This window comes from Microbispora rosea (assembly GCF_900156315.1).
Lineage (GTDB): Bacteria > Actinomycetota > Actinomycetes > Streptosporangiales > Streptosporangiaceae > Microbispora > Microbispora rosea.
In genome coordinates, this window is record NZ_FTNI01000047.1 from 1 (window position 1) to 19,149 (window position 19,149).

Annotated in this window: 18 protein-coding genes; 8 read left to right on the forward strand and 10 right to left on the reverse strand. The window is 72.2% G+C overall.

Going from position 1 to position 19,149, the window contains the following annotated elements; genetic code table 11:
- Positions 1–603 (forward strand): response regulator (locus BXA11_RS38880; protein WP_076442882.1); only part of this gene is annotated, 603 nt, incomplete at its 5' end.
- A gap of 75 nt (positions 604–678) precedes the next feature.
- A complete protein-coding gene (locus tag BXA11_RS38885; protein WP_030508720.1) occupies positions 679–1,086 on the forward strand; it encodes a pyridoxamine 5'-phosphate oxidase family protein in 408 nt (135 codons plus the stop codon).
- Between the two features lie 52 nt (positions 1,087–1,138).
- On the opposite strand, the gene cydB is transcribed toward BXA11_RS38885, so the two are convergent.
- Positions 1,139–2,113 carry a cytochrome d ubiquinol oxidase subunit II gene (gene cydB / locus BXA11_RS38890; RefSeq protein WP_076442819.1) on the reverse strand — a complete coding sequence of 325 codons (975 nt, stop codon included), beginning with the start codon at positions 2,111–2,113 and terminating at the stop codon, positions 1,139–1,141.
- A gap of 11 nt (positions 2,114–2,124) precedes the next feature.
- Positions 2,125–3,513 (reverse strand): cytochrome ubiquinol oxidase subunit I, encoded by a 1,389-nt coding sequence (locus BXA11_RS38895; protein WP_076442821.1) that lies wholly within the window; start codon positions 3,511–3,513, stop codon positions 2,125–2,127.
- Positions 3,514–3,630: 117 nt separating this feature from the next.
- Between BXA11_RS38895 and BXA11_RS38900 the strand changes: the two genes are divergently transcribed.
- A complete protein-coding gene (locus BXA11_RS38900) occupies positions 3,631–4,257 on the forward strand; it encodes a nucleoside/nucleotide kinase family protein (RefSeq protein WP_076442824.1) in 627 nt (208 codons plus the stop codon).
- 1 nt (position 4,258) lies between these two features.
- On the opposite strand, the gene BXA11_RS38905 is transcribed toward BXA11_RS38900, so the two are convergent.
- Positions 4,259–6,436, reverse strand: coding sequence for an MMPL family transporter (locus tag BXA11_RS38905; protein ID WP_076442826.1), 2,178 nt, complete (start codon positions 6,434–6,436; stop codon positions 4,259–4,261).
- Positions 6,437–6,600: 164 nt separating this feature from the next.
- On the opposite strand from BXA11_RS38905, the gene BXA11_RS38910 reads away from it, so the two are divergent.
- Together BXA11_RS38910 and BXA11_RS38915 are read left to right on the forward strand one after the other, a co-directional pair.
- Positions 6,601–7,833, forward strand: coding sequence for a sensor histidine kinase (locus BXA11_RS38910; protein WP_076442829.1), 1,233 nt, complete (start codon positions 6,601–6,603; stop codon positions 7,831–7,833).
- Positions 7,830–8,528, forward strand: coding sequence for a response regulator transcription factor (locus tag BXA11_RS38915; RefSeq protein ID WP_076442832.1), 699 nt, complete (start codon positions 7,830–7,832; stop codon positions 8,526–8,528). Before BXA11_RS38910 ends, BXA11_RS38915 begins: the two co-directional genes overlap by 4 nt.
- Before the next feature lie 9 nt (positions 8,529–8,537).
- Here the strand turns inward: BXA11_RS38915 and BXA11_RS38920 are convergent, their stop codons facing one another.
- Genes BXA11_RS38920 through BXA11_RS38930 form a run of 3 tightly spaced genes read right to left on the reverse strand, consistent with a single transcriptional unit; the run spans position 8,538 to position 11,843 of the window.
- Positions 8,538–9,950: a dihydrolipoyl dehydrogenase family protein gene (locus BXA11_RS38920; protein WP_204054085.1), complete on the reverse strand. Its 1,413-nt coding sequence runs from the start codon at positions 9,948–9,950 to the stop codon at positions 8,538–8,540.
- Between the two features lie 13 nt (positions 9,951–9,963).
- A complete protein-coding gene (locus tag BXA11_RS38925) occupies positions 9,964–10,662 on the reverse strand; it encodes a response regulator (RefSeq protein WP_076442836.1) in 699 nt (232 codons plus the stop codon).
- Positions 10,659–11,843, reverse strand: coding sequence for a sensor histidine kinase (locus BXA11_RS38930; RefSeq protein WP_239105324.1), 1,185 nt, complete (start codon positions 11,841–11,843; stop codon positions 10,659–10,661). The genes BXA11_RS38925 and BXA11_RS38930 overlap by 4 nt, the downstream gene beginning before the upstream one ends.
- Before the next feature lie 131 nt (positions 11,844–11,974).
- On the opposite strand from BXA11_RS38930, the gene BXA11_RS38935 reads away from it, so the two are divergent.
- Together BXA11_RS38935 and BXA11_RS38940 are read left to right on the forward strand one after the other, a co-directional pair.
- Positions 11,975–12,871, forward strand: a complete 897-nt coding sequence (locus BXA11_RS38935; protein WP_076442838.1) for an ABC transporter ATP-binding protein — start codon at positions 11,975–11,977, stop codon at positions 12,869–12,871.
- Positions 12,868–13,650, forward strand: a complete 783-nt coding sequence (locus tag BXA11_RS38940) for an ABC transporter permease (RefSeq protein ID WP_076442840.1) — start codon at positions 12,868–12,870, stop codon at positions 13,648–13,650. Before BXA11_RS38935 ends, BXA11_RS38940 begins: the two co-directional genes overlap by 4 nt.
- A gap of 4 nt (positions 13,651–13,654) precedes the next feature.
- Here the strand turns inward: BXA11_RS38940 and BXA11_RS44175 are convergent, their stop codons facing one another.
- Complete coding sequence (locus BXA11_RS44175) at positions 13,655–14,563, reverse strand: hypothetical protein (protein WP_076442843.1); 909 nt, start codon at positions 14,561–14,563, stop codon at positions 13,655–13,657.
- A 236-nt stretch (positions 14,564–14,799) separates the two neighbouring features.
- Between BXA11_RS44175 and BXA11_RS38950 the strand changes: the two genes are divergently transcribed.
- Complete coding sequence (locus BXA11_RS38950) at positions 14,800–15,516, forward strand: maleylpyruvate isomerase family mycothiol-dependent enzyme (RefSeq protein WP_076442846.1); 717 nt, start codon at positions 14,800–14,802, stop codon at positions 15,514–15,516.
- Positions 15,517–16,044: 528 nt separating this feature from the next.
- On the opposite strand, the gene BXA11_RS38955 is transcribed toward BXA11_RS38950, so the two are convergent.
- The 3 genes from BXA11_RS38955 to manA form a co-directional block, all read right to left on the reverse strand.
- Positions 16,045–16,830 carry a CPBP family intramembrane glutamic endopeptidase gene (locus BXA11_RS38955; RefSeq protein WP_197042660.1) on the reverse strand — a complete coding sequence of 262 codons (786 nt, stop codon included), beginning with the start codon at positions 16,828–16,830 and terminating at the stop codon, positions 16,045–16,047.
- Between the two features lie 39 nt (positions 16,831–16,869).
- On the reverse strand, positions 16,870–17,925 hold the full coding sequence (locus BXA11_RS38960) for a polysaccharide deacetylase family protein (protein ID WP_030508705.1): 1,056 nt from the start codon (positions 17,923–17,925) through the stop codon (positions 16,870–16,872).
- Between the two features lie 97 nt (positions 17,926–18,022).
- Complete coding sequence (gene manA / locus BXA11_RS38965) at positions 18,023–19,141, reverse strand: mannose-6-phosphate isomerase, class I (protein ID WP_076442848.1); 1,119 nt, start codon at positions 19,139–19,141, stop codon at positions 18,023–18,025.
- Positions 19,142–19,149 lie beyond the last annotated feature (8 nt).

Below are 19,149 nucleotides of genomic sequence, written 5' to 3' on the forward strand. Positions count from 1 at the left end.
CGGCGTGGGGTGGCGGCGTTGCTGGACGCCGAGGACGACATCGAGATCGTCGGCGAGGCGGGGACGGCCGAGTCGGCCGTGGCCCGCATCCCCGCGCTGAAGCCGGACGTGGCGGTGCTCGACGTGCGCCTGCCCGACGGCAACGGCGTGGACGTCTGCCGTGAGGTGCGCTCGAAGGTGCCCGGCCTGGCCTGCCTGATGCTGACCTCCTACGCCGACGACGAGGCGTTGTTCAACGCGGTCATGGCCGGGGCGGCCGGTTATGTGCTCAAGCAGATCCACGGCTCTGACCTGGTGGGCGCGGTGCGCACGGTGGCCGGCGGGCAGTCGCTGCTCGACCCGCAGACCACGGCCGCGATGCTGCACCGGCTGCGCGACCAGGCCGCGAAGAAGGACCCACTGGCCGCGCTGTCGGACCAGGAGCGGCAGATCCTGGAGCTGATCGGCGAGGGCCTGACCAACCGCCAGATCGGCGAGCGGATGTTCCTGGCCGAGAAGACGGTCAAGAACTACGTGTCCAACCTGCTCAGCAAGCTCGACATGCAGCGCCGCACCCAGGCCGCCGCGCTCGCCGCCCGCCTCAAGGCCGGACGGGACGGCTGAGCCGGGGCCGATCGACGTCGACGACGGGACCTTCGTCCCTAACCCGGCGGCGGTCGATCCCGCAGGCTTGCAGACATGAAGCTCGACTCGGCCGGCCTGGAGATCCTCAGCGGAGGGGAATGCCTGGACCTGCTGGCCTCCGCCCCCATCGGCAGGATCGTCTTCACCGATCGTGCTCTCCCCGCCGTCCAGCCGGTCAACTTCTGCCTGCTCGACGGGAACATCGTCATCCGGACCGCCCCCGGTTCCAAGCTCGCCGCGGCAGCGCGCAACGCCGTCGTCGCCTTCGAGGCCGACGACTTCGACGTGACGTTCCGCCGGGGCTGGTCGGTGACCGCGGTCGGGCACGCCCGCGCGGTCTCGGAACCGGAGGAGATCGCCCGCCTGTCGGCGCTGCCGCTCACACCGTGGGTGCCCGGAACCCACGACCACTTCATCGTCATGGCCCCCGAACAGATCTCCGGCCGCCGGCTCAACCGATAGCGCCCGTGAAGAGCGCCCGCCTCGTCTCCCGAGGCGGGCGCTCTCGTATGCGTCAGCGGGTGACCGTCAGGCGACGGCGGAACACCCAGTAGGTCCACGCCTGGTAGGCGAGGACCACCGGAGTGAAGATCGCCGCCACCCAGGTCATGACGCCCAGCGTGTACGGCGTGGACGCCGCGTTGTGGACGGTCAGGCTGTTGGCCGGGTCGAGCGCGGGCATGACGTCCGGCCACAGGCCGCCGAACAGCGTGACGGTGACCGCGACGATGGCGGCCGCGTTGGCGAGGAAGGCCCACCCGTCCCGGCCGCGCAGCGTCGCGACGAGCGCGCCGGCGATCCCGGCAGCGGCGACCGCCACGCTCGCCCAGGTGCCCGCCGCGCCGGTCATGAGCTGCGTGACCAGCAGGAACGCCCCGCCCAGCACGAGGGCGGCCAGGCCGGTCCACCGGGCGGCCGTCCTGGCCCGTTCCCGCAGCTCGCCGGTCGTCTTGAGCGCGGTGAACACGGCGCCGTGCAGGGTGAACAGCGCCAGCGTGGCCGCGCCGCCCAGCAGAGCGTAGGGGGTGAGCAGGTCGAGCAGGCCTCCGGTGTACTCGTGCCGGGCGTCCAGCGGGACCCCGCGCACGATGTTGGCGAAGGCCACGCCCCACAGGAAGGCCGGGCCGAGCGAGCCCCAGAAGAACGCGTGGTCCCAGCCCCGGGTGCTGTCGCTCTTCGAGCGATACTCCAGCGCCACCCCGCGCACGATCAAAGCCAGCAGGATCAGGAAGAGCGGCAGGTAGAAGCCGCTGAACAGGGTGGCGTACCACTCGGGGAAGGCGGCGAACGTCGCGCCGCCCGCGACCAGCAGCCAGACCTCGTTGCCGTCCCAGACCGGGCCGATGGCGCGCGTGAGCGTGCCGCGCTCGGCCTCGTCGCGGCCGAGGAACGGCAGCAGGACGCCGACGCCGAAGTCGAACCCCTCCAGCACGAAGTAGCCCGTCCACAGGACGGCGATGAGCAGGAACCAGACGGTGGTGAGCTCCATGAGATCGTCCTTCAGTACGACAGGGCGGGGAGAGCGGGCTCGTCCCGGTGGACCGCGTCCTCGGGCTCCGGCCCCTTCCGGATGAACTTCAGCAGCAGACGGACCTCGATGACCGCCAGCACGGCGTAGACCAGCGTGAACCCGATCAGGGTGGTCGCCACCTCGCCGACGTCGGAGCCCGGGGAGACGGCCGCGGCGGTCCGCATGACGCCGAACACGGTCCACGGCTGGCGGCCCATCTCGGTGAAGATCCACCCGAGCGTGTTGGCCAGGAACGGCAGGCCGATGCCGAGCACGCCGATCCGGTAGAACCAGGGGGTGCCGGGCAGCCTGCGGCGGCGGGTGAACCACAGACCGGCCAGCGCCAGCAGCCCCGCCAGGGCGCCGAAGCCGATCATCAGGCGGAACGACCAGTACGCGAGGCCGACGACCGGCCGGTAGTCGCCGGGTCCGTACGTCTTCTCGTAGCGCGCCTGGATGTCGTTGATGCCCTCGACCCTGCCGTCCAGGGTGTTGGTGGACAGCAGGCTCAGGCCATAGGGGATCTGGACGTTGATGTGGTTGCGGCCGTTCTCCACGTCGCCGACCGCGAAGATCGAAAAGCCCGCGGAGGCCTCGTCCTCCCACAGGGCCTCGGCGGCGGCCATCTTCATGGGCTGCTGCCTCGTCATGATCTGCGCCTGCCAGTGGCCGCTCAGCATCACCCCGGCCGAGGCGGCCAATGTGACGACCAGGGCGGCGCGGGCCGAGGCGCGGAACAGGTCCACCTCACGCCTGCGCGCGAGCTGCCAGGCGCTCACGCCGATGACGAACGCGCCGGCCGTCACGAACGCGCCGAAGATCACATGGGGGAACGTCGCGAGGGTGGTGACGTTCGTCAGCACGGCCCAGATGTCGGTGAGCTCCGCGCGTCCGGTGGCCGGGTTGAGCCGGTAGCCGACCGGGTGCTGCATCCAGGAGTTGGCCGCGAGGATGAAGTACGCGGAGATGTTCGTGCCGATCGCGGCCAGCCAGATCGTGGCCAGGTGGACCCTCTTCGGCAGCTTGTCCCAGCCGAATATCCACAGGCCGAGGAAGGTGGACTCCAGGAAGAAGGCCATCAGCCCTTCCATCGCGAGCGGCGCGCCGAACACGTCGCCGACGAAGCGCGAGTACGCGCTCCAGTTCATCCCGAACTGGAACTCCTGGACGATGCCGGTGACCACGCCCATCGCGAAGTTGATCAGGAACAGCCTGCCCCAGAACTTCGTCATCCGCAGGTACGCCGCGTCACCCGTGCGGTGCCAGGCCGTCTGGAACCCGGCCACGAGAACCGACAGGCCGATCGTGAGCGGCACGAACAGGAAGTGGTAGACGGTTGTGATGCCGAACTGCCACCGGGACAGATCCAGGACGTCCATGAGGGCTCCACAGTCATGAAGGGACGTCTGAAGCCTGACTCAGCCCGGATCATGGTCACAGGGCTGCCCGACCCGCCCCGGGGGGACCTTGGTCACTCCGTGGGCAATGATGGGGGCGTGCGTGCGCGTCCCGTCTCCCCGTCCCTGCTCGTGGAGGAACTCGCCGACCTGATCGCCGACCGGCCGCGCGACGCCTGGGTGCGCGTCGCCGTGGACGGCGCCCCCGCCGCCGAGCCGGGGCGGCTGGCCGACGACCTGGTGGAGCCGCTGCGCCTGCGCGGCCGGGAGGTCCTGCGGGTGCCCGCGGCCGGGTTCCTGCGCCCCGCCTCGCTCCGGCTGGAGTTCGGCAGGACCGACCCCGACGTCTTCCACGACGAGTGGCTGGACGTGGGCGGCCTCGTCCGCGAGGTGCTCGGGCCGCTGGAGGCGGGCCGTACGGGCCGGGTGCTGCCCTCGCTGTGGGACAGCGAGCGCGACCGGGCCACCCGTGCGGACTACGTGACGCTGAAGCCGGGCGGGGTGGTGCTGCTCGACGGCGCGCTGCTGCTCGGGCGCGGCCTGCCGTTCGACGTGACCGTCCACCTGTCCCTGTCGGCCGCCGCGCTGGCCCGCCGCACGCCGCCGGAGGAGCGGTGGACGCTGCCCGCCTACGAGCGATACGAGCGGGAGACCGGGCCGTTGCGGGCCGCCGACGTGGTCGTCCGCGTCGAGGACCCCCGCCATCCCGCCCTGGTGATCCGATGACTCAGACCCTGATCTCTTCCCCGACCGCGGATTCCCCGGCCTCGGCGGATGGCGCCGGGGCCCGCTTCGGTGCCCGGCGTCCGGGCATCCACCAGTTGGCCTTGCCGCACAGTTCCATCACCGCGGGGACGAGGACCAGCCGGATGACGGTGGCGTCGATCAGTACGGCCACGGCCATGCCGAGACCACCCTGCTTCACCGCGACGTCGGAGCCGAGCAGGGATGTCGTGAAGACGGCGATCATGATGGCGGCCGCGGCCGTGATGACCTTGGCGGTCCGCGCCATCCCGTGGGCGACGGCCGCCCGGGTGTCGCCGGTGCGCTCGTACTCCTCGCGCACCCGCGAGATCAGGAAGACCTCGTAGTCCATGGACAGGCCGAACAGCACGGGGAAAATCATCATCGGCACCCACGTCGTGATCGGCATGGCGGTGGGGAAGCCGAGGGCCGAGCCCAGCCACCCCCACTGGACGACCGCGACGAGCACGCCGTAGGCGGCGCCGATCGACAGCAGGTTCATGACGGCGGCCTGCAGCGCGATCGTGACCGACCGGACCAGCGCGATCAGCAGCACCAGGGACACCGCGACGACGACCGCGATCATCAGGGGCAGGCGCGAGCCGACGTCGTCGGCGGTGTCGACGGTCGCGGCGTTCGGGCCACCGACGTAGACCCCATCACCGCCGGGTGCCTTGGGCAACACGTCGTCGCGGAGCCGGTGCACCAGGTCCGCGGTCGCCTCGTCCTGGTATCCGGTGGTGGGGAAGGCCATGAAGACGGCGGCCTGCCCGTCCGCGCTGACCTGAGGAGGCGTGGCGTAGGCGATGCCCTCGGTCGCGCCGACCGCCGCGACGAGGGGACGTGGATCGCCGTGGCCGGATCCCACCTCGGTGGCGAAGATCAGGGGTGCGCCGTAGCCGGGGCCGAAGCCCTCGGAGAGGATCTCGTACGAGAGGTAGCTGCTCCTGTCACGGGGCTGGACGCTGGCGTCGGGGTTGCTCAGCCGCATCGACAGCGTGGGAGCGGCCAGCACCACCAGGACCGCTCCGGCCAGAACGGCGGAGACCAGCGGCCTGCGCTGCACCACGCCGGCCCAGCGCTCGGCGAGGGTACGGCGCTCCCGGGACGTGCGACGGGGCAGGCGCAACGAGTCGATCTTGTGGCCGGTGAAGCCCAGGAACGCCGGCAGCAGAGTCACCGCCGCGATCATCGTCACGAGCACGATCGCCGAAGTGGCGACGGCCACCCCGGTCATCAGCCGCTGTCCCATGACGATCAGGCCCATCAGCGCGATCACGACGGTCGTGCCCGCGAACAGCACCGCGTGACCAGCGGTGGCGATGGCCTTGACCGTGGCGGTCTCGGGCTCGTCTCCGTCCCGCAGGCCGTCCTTGTAGCGGGTGACGATGAACAGCGCGTAGTCGATGCCGACGCCGAGCCCCACCATGGCGGCGATGACGACGGTGAAATCCGGCGCGGGGACCACGTAGCCCACCAGCTTCATCAGGGCGATTCCGGCGACGATCGCCAGCAGCGCGGTCACGATCGGCAGGCCCATCGCCACCAGGGACCCGAAGGCGATGAACAAGATCACCGCTGCGGCCAGGATGCCCACGCTCTCGGCCGAACCCTGCGGAGGTGTCTCGGCCTTCTCCGCCTGAGTTCCGCCCAGCGCCAGCGTGACACCGTCGCCGGAGGCGTTCCTGACCATCTCCACCAAGGGCTTGACCTCGGTCTTGTCCACCTCCTTCCGGGTCAGCGGGACAGTCGTGCGGGCGATGCGGCGGTCCTGCGTCGCCAGGCTCCTGTCCTGGTATGGCGAGGTCACCGGTCCCACGACTGGTGAGGCCGCCAGATCGGCGAGCGTCTTCTCGATCCTCCGGCGGGCGACGGGGTCGTCGATTCCCCTCTCCGTCCTGATCGCGAGAGTCAGCGTGTCCCCCTGCCTCTCGGGGAAGTGCCTCTCGATCAGCGCCTGCGCCTTGGCGGAGTCGGAGTCACCGCCGGAGAAGTCGTTCTCGGGGGCGGCGCCGTAGCCGAAACCGGCGATCGCCAGGGCGACCACGCCGGCGATCCAGGCCAGGACGACCAGGCGGCGCCGCCGATGACAGAACCGGGCCAGTCTCGCCAGGGCTCCATCCGTACCGGGCCGGTGCCGTGCGAGAGAGTGATCGTTCATGGCGGCAATCGTCGTGCGGGTGAAGCCGCCGCAGCCTCTGACATCGGATGGCGGCGTCTACGCGATCGGACGTAGGCGTCTCCCGTTCCGCTACGCCCGCCGGGGTAGCGGCTCACGCGTCTGAGCGAAGCCTCGTCCGGGTGCGGAAACAGTACGATCACGGCATGAATCACCGTGCCGCGTCGTCCCCAGTGCATGTGGTGGCGCAGGACGTGGCACTCGCGCTCTTCGTCACCGTGATGCAGGTGCAGGGGACGCTCATCCGCGTCGCCGCCGAGGGGACGATCCGTCCGCTCACCGACTTCGGACACCTCGGGTTCGCGCTGCTGGCGGTGAACGGCCTGGTGCTGGCCGTCCGCCGCCGGTGGCCGGTCGCCGTGTTCGTCACCGCCGCGCTCGCCAGCCTGGTGTACTACGGTCTCGACTTCCCGGACGGGCCCGGCTGGCTCGGGCTCTTCGTCGCCCTGTACACCCTCGCCGCCTACGGTGACGGGCACCGGTCGCTGGTGATCGCCGGTGTGGGCACCGGCGTGCTCGCCGTCTGGTGGCTGGTCGCGGCGGCCGACATCCAGCCGCGCGCCGCCATCGGATGGGTGTACTTCCGCATCGGCGCGTCGGTCATGAGCGTGGCTCTCGGCGAGTCCGTCCGGTCCCGGCGGGTCATCGCGGCCGAAGCGGAGGCGCGCGCGGAACTGGCCGAACGGACCCGTGAGGACGAAGCACGTGCGCGGGTCGACGCCGAACGGCTCAGAATCGCACGCGAAGTCCACGACACCGTCGCGCACGCCATCGCGATCATCAACGTGCAGTCCGGGGTCACCGCGCACGTGCTCGACAAGAGACCGGAACAGGCCCGCGCGGCGCTGCGGGCCATCGAGCAGACCAGCTCGCGGGCGCTGCACGAGATGCGCGCCATCCTCGGTGTGCTCCGTGACGACGACGACGGCCGCGCGCCCCACCCCGGCCTCGATCAGATCGGCGAACTCACCGCCAAGGCACGCGACGCCGGACTGGACGTCACGCTCGAAGCGCCCGCCCCCGCGACGCCGCTGCCGAGCGCGGTGGACAGCGCCGCCTACCGGATCCTGCAGGAGTCGCTCACCAACGTGATCCGCCACGTCGGTCCGACCCGGGTCACGGTCGCACTGAATCCGAGCGTCGACAGCCTGGAGATCCGTGTGGCCGACGAAGGCCGCCGCACCGGATCCGGCGGCGGCCCCGCGGATCGGGCATCCGGCGACGGCACGGACGCGCCGGCCGGGGCCGGCCGCGGCATATCGGGCATGCGCGAGCGCTGTCAGTTGCTCGGCGGAGACCTCGACGCCAAGCCGACTCCTGGCGGAGGGTTCGAGGTCAGGGCCCGGCTGCCCCTCGTACCGACCGGAGCGCGCCTGTGAACACGGCATTCGTCCCACCGTCGGCCGCCACTCCGATCAAGGTGCTGCTCGCCGACGACGAGAGGCTCGTGCGATCGGGGTTCAGGCTGCTGCTCGACGTCGAGGACGACATCACCGTGGTCGGCGAGGCGACCAACGGGGCCGAAGCCGTAGAGAGCGCCCGCACGACCCGTCCCGACGTCGTCCTCATGGACATCCGCATGCCCAAGCTGGACGGGATCCGGGCCACGGCCGAGATCACCCGGATGCGTGGGCTCGAGCGCGTCCGGATCCTCATCCTGACCACCTACGACACCGACGCCTACGTTTTCGAGGCACTGCAGGCCGGCGCCAGCGGCTTTCTGCTCAAGGACGCAGGACCGGCCGAGCTCCTGCACGCCATCCGGGTGGTCGCCGCGGGAGAGGCCCTGCTGGCACCGCGGATCACCAGACGTCTCATCGGCCGGTTCACCGCGCTGCGGAAGGCGGCCAAGGCCGCGGACGACCGGCTCGCGGTGCTCACCGAGCGCGAGCGGGAAGTGCTGGCCCTGGTGGGCCGGGGCCTGAGCAACCACGAGATCGGCGCCGAGCTGTCCCTCAGCCCGGCCACCGCCCGCACCCATGTCAGCCGCGCGATGACGAAGCTGGCTGCGCGTGACCGCGCACAGCTGGTCGTCATCGCCTACCAGACAGGACTGGTCAGCCCTGACGGGTGACCGCGCTCCCTAGAGCCCGTACGCCTCCAGCAGGCGCAGCCACACCTCGCTGACCGTCGGGTACGACGGGACGGCGTGCCACAGGTCGTCCAGGGTCACCTCGGACGTGACCGCGATCGTCGCGGCGTGCAGCAGCTCGGCCGCTCCCGGAGCCACGAAGGTCACGCCGAGCAGCACCCGGCGGCGCTCGTCCACCACCGCCTTGGCCTTGCCCCGATAGCCCTCGCCGAGGAGGTAGCCGCCGGCCACCTGCTCCATGTCGTGCTCCACGACCCGCACGTCGAAGCCCTCGGCGCGGGCCTGCGCCTCCGTACGGCCCACCGCGCACACCTGCGGATCGGTGAAGACCACCTGCGGCGCCCCCGCGCGGTCCGCGCGATCGCGCATGCCGGGCCGGTCGTCCGCCTCGCCCCGGACACGCGCGACGATCACGTCGGAGGCCGCCCGCGCCTGGTATTTGCCCATGTGCGTGAGGAGCGCGCGACCGTTGACGTCTCCCACCGCGTAGAGCCAGCCGTCCGCCACACCGGTGGCCCGCATGCTGTCGTCCACCTCGACCGGACGGGACTCCGGCAGCCCGACCGAGGCCAGTCCGAGGTCGTCGGTAGCGGACCGGCGACCGGCGGCGACCAGGATCTCGTCGGCCCTGACCGTCCCCCCGCTCGCGAGGCGCACCGTGACCTCGCCGCCCGGCTCCGGCCGCTCGACCTTCTCCGCGCTCTCGTGCGTGCGGATGTCGACCCCCTGGTCCGCCAGCGACCGCGCGACCATCTCCCCCGCGAAGGGCTCCATCCTCGTCAGCAGGTCGCCGCCCCGCACGAGCATCGTGACCTCCCGGGACCCGAGCCCGCGCATGGCCTGGGCCATCTCGCACGCGACCACGCCGCCGCCGATCACCACGAGCCGCTCCGGTATGGCACGCGCGCCGGTCGCCTCACGGTTCGTCCACGGCCCGGCCGCGGCGAGACCGGCCACGGGTGGGATCACCGAGCGGCTGCCGGTGGCCAGCACGACGGCGTGGTTCGCGACAAGCGTGCGGACGCCGCCGTCGGCCGTCGTGACCTCGACCCGCCGGGGTCCGGCGAGCCGTCCCGCGCCGCGCACGAGCGTCACGCCCGCGGAGTCGAGCCACCGGGCCTGCCCCGCGTCGTCGTACTGCGAGACCACGGCGTCACGCCGGGCCAGCACCGCGCCGGCGTCGATCGGACCGGCGAGCCGCAGGCCGGTGACCCGGCCCACCTCTCCCGCGAGGTCCACCGGCCGCAGGAGCGCCTTGCTCGGCATGCAGGCCCAGTAGGAGCACTCCCCACCCGCCAGCTCGCTCTCCACGATGACGGTGCTGAGGCCGGCGGCCGCCAGCCGTCCCGCCGCGACCTCGCCTGCCGGACCCGCGCCTATCACGATCACATCGAAGTCTTCCACGCACTCCAGCCTGTCACGGGCGTCCCTGTGTCGTGGAGACGAGCCCCCCTTCGTAGGCGGCGATGACCAGCTGGGCCCGGTCGCGCGCGCCGAGCTTCGCGAGCAGGTGCCCGATGTGGGTCTTCACGGTGGCCGTGCTCACATGCAGGCTCGCGGCGATCTCCAGATTGGACAGGCCGCGCGCGACGAGCGTGAGCACCTCACGCTCCCGGACGGTGAGGCCGTCGAGCGAGGGCCCCGAGCGAGGCCGGTCCGCGCCGGTCCGGGCGAACTGTGTGGACTGTGTGAACTGGGCGATCAGCCGCCGCGTCACGCTCGGCGCCAGCAGCCCCTCGCCCGCGGCGATGACGCGGATCGCCGTCAGCAGGTCGGCGGGCGGCGTGTTCTTCAGCAGGAACCCGCTCGCCCCGGCCCGCAGCCCCGCGTAGACGTACTCGTCGAGGTCGAACGTGGTGAGGATCAGCACCCTGGCGCCGGAAGGTTCGGCGCAGATGCGCCGGGTCGCCTCGATGCCGTCCATGCCGGGCATCCGCACGTCCATCAGCACGACGTCGGGACGCTCGGCGCGGGCCAGCTCGACCGCCCGCGTCCCGGTGCCCGCCTCGCCGACCGCGACCAGCCCAGGCGTGCTGTCGACCAGCAGGCGCAGGCTGCCGCGCAGCAGTTCCTGGTCGTCGGCGAGCAGCACCCGGATCGGATCGGGCTCGTTCACGTCCCCTCCCCTTCCCGCGGCAGGAGCGCGAGCACGCGGAACCCGCCGCCGGACAGCGGACCTGCCGTGAAGGCCCCGCCGTACGCCGCGACGCGCTCGCGCATGCCGATCACCCCGTGCCCGAACCCATGCCCGGCCCCATGCCGGGGTGGACCGGCGGGCAGGACCCGGCGGCCCGGCCCGTCGTCGGTCACCTCGATCCGCACCTGTCCTCCCTCGTCGTGCACCAGCACCCGGCAGGCCGCGGGGGCCGCGTGCCTGACCACGTTGGTGACGGCCTCCTGGACGATCCGGTGCACCGCCAGCTCCAGGGCCGGGGGCAGTCCGTCCGCCACCCGCACGTCCAGATCCACGCGTACGCCCGCGGCCGCCGCACGCTCGGCGATGTCCGGCAGCGCCGCGAGGCCCGGCGCCGGAGACAGCGTGCCGGGGACAGCGCCGGGGGCCGTGCGCAGCACGCCGAGCATGTGCCGCATCTCGGTCAGCGCCTGCCTGCTCGTGGCCTCGATGACGCGCAGCGCCTCCAGCGCCTCCTCCGGCCGCCGGTCCGCCACGTGCGCGGCGACCCCGGCCTTGACCCCGATGAGGCTGAGCGTGTGGGAGACCACGTCGTGCATCTCCCTGGCGATGCGCAGCCGTTCCTCGGTGACGGCGTGCTCGGCGGCCTGCTCGGCCTGGTGCGCGGCGTACGCCCGGCGCTCCCGCACCGCCCGGCCGATGGTCCAGGCGCCGCCCAGGGCGAGTGAGCCGAGCACGACGGTCTCCACGACCCGCCTGACCTCCGGCCCGGCCGCGACGCCGCCGAACGCCGCCAGCAGCAGCGCCCCGACGGTCAGCGCGCCGATCGCCGCCGTCGGCTCCCACCGGCGCCGCCGAGTGCCGAGCGCGACCGGATAGAGCGCGTACGCCGCGGCGGCCAGCGGCTCCCGCACGACGCCGAGCGTCATGGCCGCCACGGACGCGACCGCGACGACGCAGAAGACCGGCAGCGGCCACCGCCGCCGGACCGCGAGCGGCAGCGTCATCGCGGCGATCAGAGCCAAGGCCGCCGGGCGCCGCGCGGCCGGGGACTCGACGACCAGCACGAACGCGTACCCCATCGCCGCCAGCACGTCGAGCGCGACCAGCTCACGGGGGCGCAGCGGCCGGGGGAACAACGGCCGCACGTCCGGATCGTCCACGCGCCCACGCTAGCCATACGCGCGCACGCGCGCCTCCTGCCACGGTCTGTCATGCCACGGTCTGAGGCGGGTCCTGCGGATCGCACCCCGCTCCGACGCGGGGAGCGGGCGGCCCGCGAGACCGTCGGGACATGATCGAAGTCAGAGAGCTGACCAAGCGTTTCGGACGCACGGTCGCCGTGGACGGGCTGACGTTCCACGTGAAACCAGGCCGCGTGACCGGGTTCCTCGGGCCGAACGGCGCGGGCAAGTCCACGACCATGCGGGTCGTCCTCGGCCTGGACCGCCCGGCGAGCGGCGAGGCGCTGGTGAGCGGCCGCCGCTACGACCGCATCCGCCATCCGATGCGGGAGGTGGGCGCCCTCCTGGACGCCGGCGCGGTGCAGGGCGGCCGTACGCCCCTCGCCCACCTGAGCTGGATGGCCCGCGCCAACCGCATCGGCCGGGACCGGGTCGTGTCCGTCATCGAGCAGGTGGGCCTGGCCGGGGTGGCCCGCAAGCGGATCGCCGGATTCTCGCTCGGCATGCGTCAGCGCCTCGGGATCGCCGCCGCGCTCCTCGGCGACCCCGCGGTGCTGCTGCTCGACGAGCCGGTCAACGGCCTCGATCCCGACGGCGTGCGCTGGATCCGCGACCTGCTCCGCGGTCTCGCCGCCGAAGGCCGCACGGTGCTCCTGTCGAGTCACCTGATGAGCGAGATGGAGCTCACCGCGGACCATCTCGTCATCATCGGCCGGGGGCGGCTCATCGCGGACACGCCGATGCGGGAGCTGACCGCCGTACGGGACGTCCTCGTCCGCAGCAGCCGCGCCGCCGACCTCGCCGCCGCGCTGTCGGCCGCGGGCGGGACGGTCACCGCCGAGGACGGCGGAGGCCTGTCGGTGCGCGGCCTCGATCCGACGGAGATCGGCGACCTCGCCGCCCGGCACGCGATCCCCCTCCACGAGGTCACCCCGCGCGGCGCCTCGCTGGAGGAGACCTACATGCGGCTCACGGCCGAGCTCACGGGTGGGGGTGCGGACCGATGATCGACGCCCTCGCCGCCGAATGGCTCAAGCTCCGCACCCTCCGGTCCACCTCCGTCGTCCTCGGCGTGGTCGGCGTCGTCGTCGCTCTCATGGCCCTGCTGGCGTGGTACGCCGTCCACCTGTGGGAGGGCCTGCCGCCCGGGCAGCGCGACCGCCTCGAGGTGTCGTCGCTGCCCGAGCTCGCCAACTGGCTCGCCTCGCTGTGCCTGGCCGTGCTGGGCGTCCTCGCCTGCTCCGGCGAGTACGGCACCGGCATGATCCGCACCACGTTCACCGTGCTGCCGTCGCGCGGGCGGGTGCTCGCCGCCAAGGCGGGCGTCGTCGCGGTCGTCTCCTTCTGCACCGGGCTCGCGGCCGTGCTCGCCACGTGGGCCGCCGGACGGCTGATCATCGGCTATCGGCCCATCCGGGGGCAGTCGGCCGAGGCGCTGAGCCGGCAGATGCCGCTCTTCCTCGCGCTGAGCCTGTCCATCGCGATGTTCGCGCTGCTCGGCCTGTGCCTGGCCGCGATCACGCGGTCGGCCGTCGCCGCCATCGCCACGCTCGTGGCGGTCTGGTACGTGCTCCCGATCATCGTCAACAACGTCCCGGCGCCCTGGAACGAGCGCATCGGCTCGATCCTCCCCGGCGCCCTGGCGGGCCAGCTGGCCGGCACCGGCAACCCCCAGTCGCTCGGCGGCGAGCTCCTGTCGCCCCTCGCCGCGCTCGCGGTCATGGTCGCCTGGGTGGCGGTGCCGTACGCGCTGGCCGCCGTCCTGCTGGCCCGCAGGGACGCCTGACGCCTCAGCTCGCGAGCGGCGGCTGGCAGGCCCCGGTGGTCGCGGTCGTCGCGGTGGCCGGCTTCGCCGCCGTGCCCGTGCCTGTGCCCGTGCCCGCGTTCGCGTCCGGCGCGAGGGACACCTTGGCCGTGAGCGACAGGGTCAGGGGCAGGGAGAGGAGACCGGGCGAACAGGCGGGAGCGCACGCCGCGGGCGCGACGGCGGGCTTCACGACCGGCTTGGCGACCGGCTTCACGACCGGCTTCACGACGGGAGCCGGAGCGGGCTTGGCGGCCGGCTGCGCCGCAGGCCGCGCGGCGGGCTGCACGGCCGGCGCCGGGGCGGGCGACGCGGCGGGCGTGGGCGTCACCGTGACTGTGGGCGTGGGTGTGGGCGTGGGTGTGATCGGCCGGGGCGCCGGGCGGTCGTGCTTCCCCTTGTCGACCGTGACGGTCTTGTCCACGTCGTGCTCGTCCGTCCGCGGGGAGACCGTCGTCTTGTTGTCGCCCTCCTGGCCCTCGGCGTTGATCTCGACCGCCTTGGACATGTCCTGCATCGCGTCCAGCTGGTCCAGGTCGGCGTACTGCTGGGCGGAGACGCTGTCGTTCTGCCAGTTGTACGGCAGGGCCGTCGCGCCCGTCGTGTCCTTCTGGAACGGGACGAGGACCAGCGTGAGGTCACGCATCAGGAACTGGTGCTGGCGCTGCTCCTCCCGCAGTCGCTGGTTGTGCCGGTTCCCGTTCTTCTGGCGGTTGCGCTGGCCCCGCGCGTGCGGATGGCCGGCCCGGACGAGGCCGTGCTGTGCGGACATCGTGGCGGACATCGTGGCGGCCCCCGCCGGAGCCGCGACGAGAGGAGCACTCGCGATCACGGCGCCACCGGCGAGGACGGCGCCGATCGCGAGGACCCCGGCGACGCTCGTGCTTTTAGCCATTTCGTTTTCCCCCTAGAACAACCAGAGAACAACCACCGTGCTTACCGATCTCGGGGTTTCCGCGCAGATCACCGGACAAACGAGCTAACACCCGGTCTTTCCCTTCCCCTGCGCATTGTTGAGGCCGCCGCAGGTTTAAATGTCCGACTTAGGAGAGAAATGTCGTGACACCGCCCGATGCCTCCTGCCGGACCGCCGCGAAGTGAGGGTGCGGCGGGTCCGGGTACGGCTCAGGCATGACCTCTGCACGGGACGAACTTGCGGGGCTCGACCCCTTCGACATCTTCGACACCGAGGCGGCGCGGCTCGACCGCTTCTTCTCCTCCCTCGACGAGGACGGCTGGAACCGCCCCTCCCGGTGCGACGGCTGGACCGTGCGCGACGTGCTCGCGCACCTGGCCGGCGAGGAGTTGTACAACCAGGCGTGCCTGGACGACGACATCGACGGGTTCTACGAGCTGCTCGAACACGAGGGCGTGCACGGCGGCTTCGGCGACTTCAACGAGTGGTGCGTGCGCAGGCGGCGCGGCCTGCCGGTGGAGCAGGTGCTCGACGAGTGGCGGACCAGGAACGGGGAGACGCGAAGGCGCATGCGGGCCCTCGGCCGCGACGGCACGCTGCACACGTCGGCCGGCCCCTACCCGGCCGGCCTCCAGACCTTCCACTACGACTCGGAGTACGCCGCGCACGCCGACGACGTCGGGGCTCCGGTGTCGCCGGGCGAGGCCGGCGACCGCCTCGGCTGGCGGGTCCGGGTGGGCATGTTCGTGCTGGAGGAGCAGGGGTCCACGGCGCGGGTCGAACACGCCTGCGGCCGGGTGCTGGTGCAGGTGGACGACGGCCTGACCGCCGACCTTCCCCCCGAGGAGTTCGTCGAGGCGACCGTCGGCCGTCTGCCCGCCGACCATCCTCTGGACGCCCGCCTCAGGAGCGCGCTGCGCTGCCTCGCCTGAGCGGATGAACCTGAGCGGGTGAAGACGAGACACGCCGGGCGCCCCTGCGGGCACCCGGCGTGCTGGACATAACGGATCGGACCGTGCCCTCGGCACCGGTGGTAATAAGACGCCCGTCTCCCGCCTCGGCGGGACCGCCGCCCACGACCCGGCGCACCCGGGAGCGGGCCGTACGGGCAGGGCCGCGCGCACGGGCACGGCGATCGCGCCGGCCCGTACGACGGAGCCGTGCACGCCCGCCCCGCCGCCCACGCGGCATCGGTACGGCGGGCTGACCGGACGTCTGCGACCGGGTGGCCGGGTGGGACCCCCGGGCCGGCGGTCGACGGCGGCGCGACGGCGCGCCGAATATGGAATGCGTATCGATAAACGCCTCATGCGAATTCCCCGAATGAAAATGCGGCCAGGACAGGCCGGTTTGCCCGGGGGGATCCAGACGTGCGGCGGCCCGTCAACGATGCATCGGGATCGGGCCCAAATCAATCAGGCGCGCCAGAGAGAACGCATTCCGCCCGATTAGACAGGAGATCAGGGCAGCCAGGAGACTCGGCCGCGCAGCACGCCGTACCCGACGAAGGCGACCACGTCGATCAGCGTGTGCGCGATGATCAGCGGCATGGTCCGCCCCCAGCGCTGGTAGAGCCGGCCGAAGACCACGCCCATCGCGATGTTGCCGAGGAAGCCGCCGAAGCCCTGGTAGAGGTGGTAGGAGCCGCGCAGGACGGCCGACGTCCCGACCGCGCGCCACGGCGACCAGCCGCGCTGCCGCAACCGGTGCAGCAGATAACCGGCGACCAGCACCTCCTCCAGCACGCCGTTCTGGGCGGCCTCGGCGACCAGGACCGGGATCCGCCACCAGTAGTCCGGCAGGCTGTCGGGCACGACGTTCAGGTTGAACCCGGATCGGAAGGCGAACAGGTAGAACAGCAGCCCGCTGCCGCCGATCACCGCCGCGAGCGCGGCGCCGCGCGCCGTGTCGCGGCCAGGCTCGCGCCAGTCGGCCCCGATCGTGCGCACGGACTCGCCCGACCGGGCCAGCAGGTAAGCCACGAGGCCCACCGGCGCCACGTTCACCGCGATCCCCGCGAGGTGCAGCGAGAGATCCAGCCACGGCCGGCCGGGCGCCAGCGAGCCGACGAGCACCGCGTGCTGGTCGCCCAGGTCCTTCGGCGCGGTCAGCGCGCCGATGAGGCGGATGAGCGACAGCAGCGCGCTGGCGCCGAGCGAGACCGCGAAGACTGCGATGATCTCCGGGCCGATCAGCCGCGGTGTGAGTCCCCGCAGGGCGGTCTCGTCGGCGATGGCGTCGTCCATGCAGGCAGGGTAGCCGCCCCCGCAAGGTCATCCGTCCCGTCAGTACGGCAGCGCACGCGACGTGAACGACGGTGCGACGAAGGCCGCCTTGAACTTCGGGAAGGCGACCGTGTTGGGGTTGCCGTCCGAGGTGTAGCGGTCGGTGGGGTTCGCCTTGAGCCAGTCGAGCCACGCCATCGAGCAGAACTTCTTGCAGTCGCCGACCTTCTCCTTCGACCTGATCCGCGGGATGCCGACCGGGTCGAAGTCCTTGGTGAACGGCGACGGCGACGGGGTGTAGCCCGCGAGGAACACGCCCTTGTAGTCGTAGCGGGTGCCGCCGGACGTTCCCTGCAGCGCCCACTTCTTCTCGTGCGGCTGGTTGCCGTACGGCAGGGCGAGCGTGACCGGCGGCGTCTTGATCAGCGAGGTGATCAGCGTCTGCCCGGACGCGACCTGCTTCTCCACCTGGTCCTTCGGCTTGCCGAGCAGGTTGAGGTGGTCGCGGGTGTGGTTGCCGATGTCGAAGTTGTGGTCCTTGAGCCACTGCAGGACCTGGAGCTGTTCCTCCTGCCGGGCCTTGCCGAACAGGTCCTTGATCACATACATGGTCGCCACCGGCCGGAAGCCCGGATGCTTCTTCGCGACGTCCATCAGGATGCCGATCGCGCAGTCCGGGGTCGGATTGCCCATGCCGTCGAGTGTGAGCTGGGAGGGCGAGGAGTCGTCGAAGGTCAGCACCACCGGGTGCTTGCCCGCCGGAATGTCCATCTTTCCGGTGACGTACTCGGCCGCCGTGACCGGCACGTAGTCCTCCGCCGCGAGCCGCTCCAGCTCGTCGCGGAAGTCCTTCGGGCTGCGGTCGTCGCCCGGCGGCGGGTTCTTGACGATCCGGTGATACATGATCACCGGGACCTGCCCCAGCTCGTTGGCCTTCACCTGAGCGGCGGCGGCCGTCTCGGACTTGCGCAGCGCCGCCCCGGCCGCCGCGTTCTTCTGCTGGTGACCGGCCGGGCTCGCGTGTGTGACCTGCTTGCCCCCACCGGCGGCGCAGGCGGAGAGCGCGACCGCCCCCAACGACGCCGCGGCGATACCGGCTACCCTGAAGCGCCCCATGGATCCCCCTCATCGGGCCGCGCGTGACAATGAGGGGCTCCTACCCGCGGGACGCGCTCACATCACGCCACGTAGGACAAACATCACGCTAAGTGAGTCACAGGTGGGGTTCGGCGCAGAAGGCGACGCCGTCCCCGCCGATCTCGACGGAGCCCTCCGACGCGGCGGTGAACACCGACTCGCCCGGCCGCAGCTTGACCTCCGCGTCGGCCGTGCCCACGTTCACGACGCCTTCTGTGCACAGCACGATCCTCGGCAGGCCCCCCGGGAGCGCCCCGTCCGCGCCGGGCGCGATCCTGCGGAGCAGGAACTCCGGCACCGGGGGCACGTACGCGCCGTCGGCCGGCTCCACCGGCAGGGGCTGCGCCGCGGCGTCAGTGATCCGCAGCAGTTCCTCCACGTCGATGCGCTTGCCGGTCAGGCCCGCCCGCAGCACGTTGTCCGAGCAGGCCATGATCTCCACGCCGAAGCCGTCGAGGTAGCAGTGGAGCACCCCGGCCCCGAGGAACAGCGCCTCGCCGGGGGCCAGCGTGTGGCGGCGCATCAGCAGCGGCGCCAGCACGGCCGGGTCCTCCGGATATCGCCGGGCCAGCCGTACCACGAGCGCGTAGTCGGGCGTGTGGCAGGCGGAGGCCGCCCACACCACCGACTCGACCAGCTCCCGCCGGGACGTGCCCCCGGATCGGGGCCACTCGAGCAGCACCCGCAGCGCGGCGAGCACGTCGCCGTCGCGCAGCGCCGCGACCACCGGCCGCAGCGCGTTCACGTGCAGCCGCTCGACGAGCATCGCCGCCTGCCCGGGCGGCCGGAACCCGGCCAGTCCGGTGAACGGCGTTAGCGCGCAGACCAGCTCCGGCTTGTGCCAGGGGTCGGTGTAGTTCGCGTCCCCCCGGGCGTGGCCGTCGGCGGCCTGCTCGGCGTCCGGGTGGACCTGCAGCGACAGCGGCGCGTCCACCGCGATCAGCTTCATCAGGTACGGCAGCCGCTCCCCGAACCGACCGGCGACCGCCTCACCGAGGGTCCCCGCCGGGTCGGCCGCGACCGCCTCGGCGAGGGTGATCTCGGCCCTGTCCCTGGTCAGCCGGGAGGACGCGGCCGGGTGGGCGCCCAGCCACATCTCGGCCTCCGGCCCGGAGGCGGGCCGCCCGGTCAGCTCGGCGATGGCCGTCCGGGAGCCCCAGGGATAGTCCTTGATGACATTGGTGAGCAGGTCCACATGCGTCC